This window comes from Methylophaga sp., assembly GCF_965655755.1.
Lineage (GTDB): Bacteria > Pseudomonadota > Gammaproteobacteria > Nitrosococcales > Methylophagaceae > Methylophaga.
On the sequence record NZ_CBFHHW010000050.1, the window covers coordinates 1,472 to 9,213 of the forward strand.

8 protein-coding genes are annotated in these 7,742 nt (G+C 47.6%); 4 read left to right on the forward strand and 4 right to left on the reverse strand.

The window, feature by feature from the left end; translation table 11 throughout:
* The 3 genes from ACTF5U_RS11865 to hemE all read left to right on the forward strand — a co-directional run.
* Positions 1–1,463 (forward strand): glutamate synthase-related protein (locus ACTF5U_RS11865; RefSeq protein ID WP_438971844.1); only part of this gene is annotated, 1,463 nt, incomplete at its 5' end.
* Between the two features lie 18 nt (positions 1,464–1,481).
* Complete coding sequence (locus ACTF5U_RS11870) at positions 1,482–2,885, forward strand: FAD-dependent oxidoreductase (RefSeq protein ID WP_438971845.1); 1,404 nt, start codon at positions 1,482–1,484, stop codon at positions 2,883–2,885.
* A 114-nt stretch (positions 2,886–2,999) separates the two neighbouring features.
* A complete protein-coding gene (gene hemE, locus ACTF5U_RS11875; RefSeq protein WP_438971846.1) occupies positions 3,000–4,064 on the forward strand; it encodes a uroporphyrinogen decarboxylase in 1,065 nt (354 codons plus the stop codon).
* Positions 4,065–4,161: 97 nt separating this feature from the next.
* On the opposite strand, the gene ACTF5U_RS11880 is transcribed toward hemE, so the two are convergent.
* The 3 genes from ACTF5U_RS11880 to ACTF5U_RS11890 all read right to left on the reverse strand — a co-directional run bounded on the left by ACTF5U_RS11880 (position 4,162) and on the right by ACTF5U_RS11890 (position 6,531).
* The gene (locus ACTF5U_RS11880; RefSeq protein WP_438971847.1) at positions 4,162–5,400 is read right to left on the reverse strand and encodes an ammonium transporter; all 1,239 of its coding nucleotides are present in this window, start codon (positions 5,398–5,400) and stop codon (positions 4,162–4,164) included.
* A gap of 18 nt (positions 5,401–5,418) precedes the next feature.
* On the reverse strand, positions 5,419–5,757 hold the full coding sequence (locus ACTF5U_RS11885; RefSeq protein ID WP_007144177.1) for a P-II family nitrogen regulator: 339 nt from the start codon (positions 5,755–5,757) through the stop codon (positions 5,419–5,421).
* Between the two features lie 63 nt (positions 5,758–5,820).
* Positions 5,821–6,531, reverse strand: a complete 711-nt coding sequence (locus ACTF5U_RS11890; protein WP_438971848.1) for a TorF family putative porin — start codon at positions 6,529–6,531, stop codon at positions 5,821–5,823.
* Between the two features lie 298 nt (positions 6,532–6,829).
* Between ACTF5U_RS11890 and lgt the strand changes: the two genes are divergently transcribed.
* Complete coding sequence (lgt, locus tag ACTF5U_RS11895) at positions 6,830–7,618, forward strand: prolipoprotein diacylglyceryl transferase (RefSeq protein WP_438971849.1); 789 nt, start codon at positions 6,830–6,832, stop codon at positions 7,616–7,618.
* Here lgt and ACTF5U_RS11900 read toward each other — a convergent pair.
* On the reverse strand, positions 7,602–7,736 hold the full coding sequence (locus ACTF5U_RS11900) for a diacylglycerol kinase (protein WP_438971850.1): 135 nt from the start codon (positions 7,734–7,736) through the stop codon (positions 7,602–7,604). The genes lgt and ACTF5U_RS11900 overlap by 17 nt on opposite strands.
* Positions 7,737–7,742 lie beyond the last annotated feature (6 nt).

The window sequence follows — 7,742 nt, forward strand, 5'->3', positions numbered from 1 at the left end:
TAGTCTCAGTGAAACTAGTGTCTCAAGCGGGTGTGGGTACGGTTGCTGCTGGTGTGGCAAAAGCGTATGCCGATCTGATCACTATTTCAGGCTATGACGGCGGTACCGGTGCAAGCCCTTTAACCTCGGTGAAATATGCCGGCGGTCCATGGGAGCTCGGTTTAAGTGAAGCACATCAAACATTGCGCGCGAATGACCTGCGTGACAAAGTCCGTCTGCAAACAGATGGCGGTCTGAAAACCGGCCTGGACGTTATTAAAGCGGCCATTCTCGGTGCAGAAAGCTTTGGTTTTGGTACCGGTCCGATGGTCGCATTGGGTTGTAAATATTTACGTATTTGTCACTTGAACAACTGTGCAACCGGTGTTGCAACACAAAACGAAAAACTGCGCACGCAGCACTTTATCGGGCTGCCGCAGATGGTGATGAACTACTTCCAGTTCGTTGCGCGCGAAACGCAGGAATGGTTGGCAGCACTAGGCGTTGGTAGTTTGCAGGATTTGATTGGTCGTACCGATCTGCTTGAAATTCTGCCGGGCGAGACCAGCAAGCAACAAAAACTGAATCTGCAACCATTGTTGTCAGATGCCGGTGTGCCGGCTGATAAACCGAAATTCTGCCTTGAGCCGAAAAATGAACCTTACGATAAAGGTGAACTGGCCGAGCAGATGGTGGCAGAGATTAAAGACGCTATAGTTAATAAAACTGGTGGTGAATTCAGCTACGATGTGCGAAACGTTAACCGCTCATTAGGTGCGCGCCTGTCGGGTGAAATTGCGCGAGTTCATGGTAACTATGGTATGGCTGATAAGCCGATCCGGCTTCGCCTGAAAGGGTCTGCCGGTCAGAGCTTCGGTGTGTTCAATGCCGGTGGTTTGGAAATGTACCTGGAAGGTGACGCCAACGATTACGTCGGCAAGAGCATGGCTGACGGTAAGTTGGTTATCTACCCATCACCGGAAAGTGAGTTTGAAAGCCAGCAAGCGAGCATCATTGGTAACACTTGCCTCTACGGAGCAACGGGTGGTTCTTTATATGCTGCCGGTAATGCGGGTGAGCGTTTCGCTGTACGTAACTCAGGTGCCTCAACGGTCGTTGAAGGTATCGGTGACCACGGTTGTGAATATATGACCGGTGGTGTGGTAACAGTATTAGGTGAAACCGGGCTGAATTTCGGTGCGGGTATGACCGGTGGTCTGGCATTCGTGCTTGATAGTGATAACACCTTTGCGGAGCGTTACAACACAGAACTGGTTGAACTGGTTCGCATCGATACAGATGAAATGTCTGAGCTGGCGTTGTTCCTGAAAGGCATGATTGAAGATCATGTTCGTGAAACAGGCAGTGCTTGGGGCCATCAAATACTTGATGCGTTCGATCAGCGTATTAAAGAGTTCTGGATGGTGAAACCAAAAGCCGCTGCCATGGACGGCCTGTTAAAACTGGCCACTAAAGCCGCATAACGGACACAGTACAAAACTATGACAAAAAATACTTTTCAATTTTTAGATGTAGGTCGCGTTGACCCGAAGAAACTCGATGCCAAAGTGCGTGTTCAGCAGTTTGGTGAAATTTACGGTGACTTTGATAAAGACTCTTCTGCCGAGCAATCAGATCGCTGTCTGGAGTGTGGTAACCCATACTGTGAGTGGAAATGTCCGGTTCATAACTACATTCCAAACTGGTTAAAACTGGTAAGTGAAGGTAATTTGGAAGAGGCGGCAGAGTTATCTCACGCAACTAACACTTTGCCTGAAATCTGTGGCCGGGTCTGCCCACAGGATCGTCTGTGTGAAGGAGCCTGCACACTAAATGATGGCTTTGGTGCCGTTACAATCGGTTCCGTTGAGAAGTACATTGCAGATACAGCATTAGACAGCGGCTGGCGCCCTGATTTATCAAATGTGGTGGACACCGGTAAACGTGTTGCTGTTATCGGTGCGGGACCTGCAGGTTTAGGTGCCGCTGATGTTTTAGTCCGAAATGGTGTTAAACCAGTCGTTTACGATAAATATCCTGAAATTGGTGGCTTGCTGACCTTTGGTATTCCGGAGTTCAAGCTTGAGAAATCGGTTATACAGCGTCGTCGGGAAGTGATGGAAGGCATGGGTATTGAGTTCCGTCTCAATACCGAAGTGGGCAAAGATGTTGATTTCCAGACGCTGATTGATGAATACGATTCAGTATTCCTGGGAATGGGTACATACACTTATATGAAAGGTGGATTCCCGGGTGAAGAGCTACCGGGTGTACATGAAGCACTGCCTTATCTCGTTGCTAACAACAAGTTTATGCTGGACTTGAAAACAGACAGCTATGTTAATCTTGAAGGCAAAAACGTGGTAGTGCTGGGTGGTGGTGATACCGCGATGGACTGTAATCGTACAGCGATTCGCCAGGGTGCTGAGAGCGTCAGTTGTGCCTACCGTCGTGATGAAGAAAATATGCCGGGTTCACGTCGTGAAGTGAATAACGCACGTGAAGAGGGCGTACAGTTTTTATGGAATCGCCAACCGGTTGAAATCGTGGGTGACGGCAAAGTAGAAGGTGTCAAAGTGGTGACAACCGCTTTAGGTGAACCTGACGAACGTGGTCGTCGCCGTCCGGAACCTGTGCCAGGGAGTGAAGAAATCATTCCTGCTGAAGCGGTTGTAATTGCCTTTGGTTTCCGTCCAAGCCCTGCACCATGGTTTGCTGATTTCAATATCAGTATTGATGACGGTGGTCGCGTGATGGCGCCGGCAAATGGTGGTCACGCCTACCAGACAACCAACCCAAAAATATTTGCAGGTGGTGATATGGTGCGCGGTTCGGATCTGGTTGTCACAGCCGTCTGGGAAGGCCGTCAGGCAGCAGAAGGTATTCTGGATTACCTCGACGTTTGAACTAACAACAAAAACGAAACACTAAGGCTTGGTCATACCTGAAAAGCAATTCCTGTATGATCAGGCCTTTTTTGTATCTGACAATGCCGTCAAGGCATGAAGCAAGGTGAATTTGTGGCGGAACTGAAAAACGATCGTTATTTAAGAGCATTACTGAAGCAACCCGTGGACAAAACGCCTGTATGGGTGATGCGTCAGGCCGGTCGTTATTTACCGGAATACCGGGAAGTTCGCGCCAAGGCTGGCGACTTTATGACGTTGTGCGGTACGCCGGAACTGGCGTGCGAAGTGACGCTTCAACCGCTTCGTCGGTATGATCTTGATGCGGCTATTATTTTCTCAGATATCCTTACCATTCCCGATGCGATGGGCTTGGGGTTGCACTTTGTAACCGGTGAAGGCCCCAAGTTTTCAAAAACGATTCAATCTGCAGCTGACATCAAGAATCTGTCAGTGCCGGATATGGAAGATAGCCTTGGTTATGTGATGGATGCTATTCGACTGACGCGACGTGAGATTGATGGCAAAGTGCCATTGATCGGTTTCAGCGGTAGCCCCTGGACTTTGGCGTGTTATATGGTTGAAGGTGGTTCGAGTAAAGATTTCGCCAAGATAAAAGGCATGATGTTTGATGCTCCGGATCAAATGCATGCATTACTGGATGTTTTGGCTGACTCCGTAATTGCATATTTGAATGCTCAGATTAATGCTGGTGCTCAAGCGATCATGTTATTCGATACTTGGGGTGGTGCTTTAAGTCCCGAAAACTATAAAGCCTTTTCTTTAGCTTATATGCAGAAAATTATTTCAGGTTTGAAGCGGCAATCTGAAGGACGAGAAGTGCCGATAACGCTGTTTACTAAAGGCGGCGGTCAATGGCTGGAATGCATGGCAGAAACCGGTGTTAATGGCTTAGGGTTGGACTGGACTACGGATATTACTCAAGCACGTCAACGTGTTGGTGATAAAGTGACGTTACAGGGGAATATGGATCCGTGTGTGCTATATGCCTCAGGTGATCGTGTGGAACGTGAAGTGATGAAGATCCTCGCGGGCTTTGGTAAAGGCACAGGGCATGTGTTTAACTTGGGGCATGGCATTCATCCCAAAGTGGATCCTGAGAACATGGCACGATTGGTTGATGCGGTACATACGCATAGTCAGCCTTACCATCAATAACTTTTTGTTCATTTCTGTATTAATTAATTTAATTCAGACATAAAAAAAGGGACAGGTCCTAAAACCTGTCCCTCTCTTTGAGCATATCACTTAGCGATTATTTACCACTGCTAGTGAACTCTGGGTATGCTTCCATACCACATTCTACAAAGTCAACGCCTTCGTATTCTTCTTCTTCGGTGACACGGATACCCATGACCGCTTTCAGAATACCCCAGACGATTAAGCTGGCAACAAATACCCATACAAAGATAGTTACTGCACCAATCAGCTGACCAGTGAATGTAGCGCCGTCATTAGTCAGAGGTACTGCAAACAGACCCCACAGACCAACGGTACCATGCACTGAAATCGCACCAACTGGATCATCAATCTTAATTTTATCCAGGAAGACGATTGAGAACACAACGATAACGCCACCGATCGCACCGATGATTGTAGCCATCAGAGGAGTCGGAGTGTCAGGGCCTGCTGTAATAGCAACCAGACCGGCCAAAGCACCATTCAGAATCATGGTGAGGTCAGCTTTACCAAACATCAGTTTGGCAACAAGCAGGGCAGCCAATACACCACCAGCAGCGGCAGCATTGGTGTTCATGAACACGACGGCTACAGCATTAGCGCTTTCGATTGTTGCGGTCGCCAAAACAGAACCACCATTGAAGCCGAACCAACCCATCCACAGGATGAATGTACCGACTGTTGCTAATGGCAGGTTTGCACCCGGAATAGGATGAATCTCACCGTTAGGGCCATATTTGCCTTTACGAGCACCCAGCAGGATGACACCAGCAAGAGCGGCAGCCGCACCAGCCATGTGAACGATACCAGAACCAGCAAAGTCAGAGAAGCCAAGGTCACCCAGGTTGTACATGCCGAATACATCAGCACCACCCCATGTCCACGAACCTTCAAGTGGGTAGATGAATGCTGTCATAACAATCGCAAAAGCAGCGAATGACCAGAGTTTCATACGTTCTGCAACAGCACCAGAAACAATAGACATTGTCGCTGCGACGAATACGGCCTGGAAGAAGAAGTCAGCAGAAGGCGCATAGGTAGCTGGATCTTCAGCACCGGTTACACCGTCAGCAACAATCCCATCAAGGAACAGACCGCCACCGTACATGACATCGTAACCAACAACGAGATAAGCCGTACACGCAATCGCATAGAGCATCACGTTTTTGGTTAAGATTTCTGCTGTGTTTTTTGAGCGTACCAGACCAGATTCAAGCATGGCAAAGCCGGCCGCCATCCACATTACAAAGGCACCACTAACTAAGAAATAGAATGTGTCCAATGCATACTGGAGTTGGAAAATTTCATTATCCATTATTATCTACTCCTCAGCTTATAGGGCATCAGGACCGGTTTCGCCTGTGCGAATCCGAACCACTTGCTCTAATGGGTAAACGAAGATCTTGCCGTCACCAATCTTGCCAGTATTGGCGCCTTTGATAATGGCTTCGATCACTTGTTCGACGATGTCATCATCGACGGCGATTTCCAGTTTCAGTTTAGGCAGGAAATCAACGACATACTCAGCACCACGATAGAGTTCCGTGTGGCCTTTCTGACGTCCAAACCCTTTCACCTCAGAAACGGTTAAGCCTTGCACGCCGATTTCGGAGAGCGACTCCCGGACATCATCAAGCTTAAAGGGCTTGATAATTGCTACTACTTGTTTCATAAGTAAATTTCCTTCTGTAGAAAATCTACCCCCTCACCATCGAGGGGGTAGCTGTGAGAAGTTTTAGAATGCTCTTGATACTGAGAACAGGAATGTCTCTTCAGCCAAGTCACCGGCCCAATCTTCTGCATCACTGTCAGCGTCTTGGTATGACAGATCCAGAGTGAAACCAGCGACGTCTTTAGAAACACCAATCCAGTAATGACCATAGTCATCCACACCAGCGGTGAATGTATTTTCATCAGCATCATACATGCCATAACCACCATACAAGCTCAGACCCATTGGAAGATCATAGCCAGCATCTACATAGTAGTAATAGCCATCTTCACCTGAACCTAAGGTGTCGCTTGAATAAGCTACACCGGCAGAAAAGATACTGTAGCTCAGTGAGCCGTATACTTCGTTAAAGTTATAATCTTCGCCTGGGAACATATAACGCAGGAAGCCAACATCGTAGCCGATACCTGTATCGCCAAATTCACCGCCATAACCTAAATAGGCGTCGAATTCAGCACTTGCATCATCTCCGTAATCGACATTAGAGCCCCAAACACCAGCGTAAAAACCGCTGCTGTGAGCATAATCCAAACTACCTGAGATGGCTGGGTCACCGTCAGTTTGTGAAACACCACGCCAGATATATTCTGATGAAAACGCAACGCTCGCACTGGTTGAGTGTGCGCCGTCTTCACTTTCCCAAGCCATTGCAGACGATGTCGCAAGCATAGTTGATGCTGCTAAACATAGTGCTGAAAGTTTATTCAATTTCATGTATTACTCCTCGGTTTTATCGTTTGTTGTGTAGTCTTTTTTGAATCATGCGTTGGTCTTTTTGCAACACTTTGTATTCAGACTGCAACAAGTTGAGCAGATAGCATGCCAACTTCATAAACTCCTGATAAAACAGTGATGTAGTTCATGTTTGTTAAGTTTAATTGTACATTATTGGATCATAATGGTGCGATTATTTGTAGCTCCGAGCCAAACTGGTGCGTAATTATGGTGCATGCCTTAGATTTGTAAGACTTTCCTTGCTATGATGACCGCAGCTATTCATAAAGAGACGCGGATGAACTACCCTCAAATTGATCCTGTTGCCCTGAGTCTAGGCCCTTTAGCCATCCACTGGTATGGCTTGATGTATCTATTAGGATTTGTTTTTGTCTGGCTTTTGGGACGGTATCGTGCAGAACGTTTTGGCTGGCAAACCAACCAGCTGGAAGATTTACTCTTTTATGGAGCAATAGGTGTCATTCTGGGCGGGCGCCTTGGTTATGCCTTATTTTATGATTTGCCTGCCACTCTTGATAATCCACTTAATCTGTTAAAGATCTGGCAGGGCGGTATGTCCTTCCATGGTGGTTTGTTGGGTGTGCTAGCCGCATTCTGGTATTTCGGACGTAAAACCGGTAAACGCTTTTTTGAAATCAGTGACTTTATCGCGCCCATGGTACCGATTGGGCTGATGCTGGGACGAATAGGTAACTTTATTAACGGTGAATTGTGGGGCCGTGTCAGCGACGCGCCCTGGGCCATGGTGTTTCCTGGAGCCGGTCCATTACCACGCCATCCTTCACAGCTCTATCAGGCCGCTCTAGAAGGCTTATTGTTGTTCATCATCTTGTGGCTGTTTTCCGCCAAAGCAAGACCGCGCGCGGCAGTTTCAGGCTTATTCTTATTGGGTTATGGCGTATTCCGTTTTATCGTTGAGTTTGTCCGAATTCCGGATCCGCAATATGGCTATCTGGCGTTTGGCTGGCTGACTATGGGCCAAGTGTTGTGCTTACCTATGATCATTGGCGGTGTGGCGATGATGATATGGGCTTACAAGCGAGACCGGGTTACAAAAACAGGATAGTGAACCAGCTGGCTGTGGCGATTAAGATGGTCATCAATACAGCAAAAGAGCCGTAATCTTTCGCTCTGCCTGATAGTTTGTGTTTATCGGTACTGACTCTGTCAACGACGGTTTCGATAGCCGA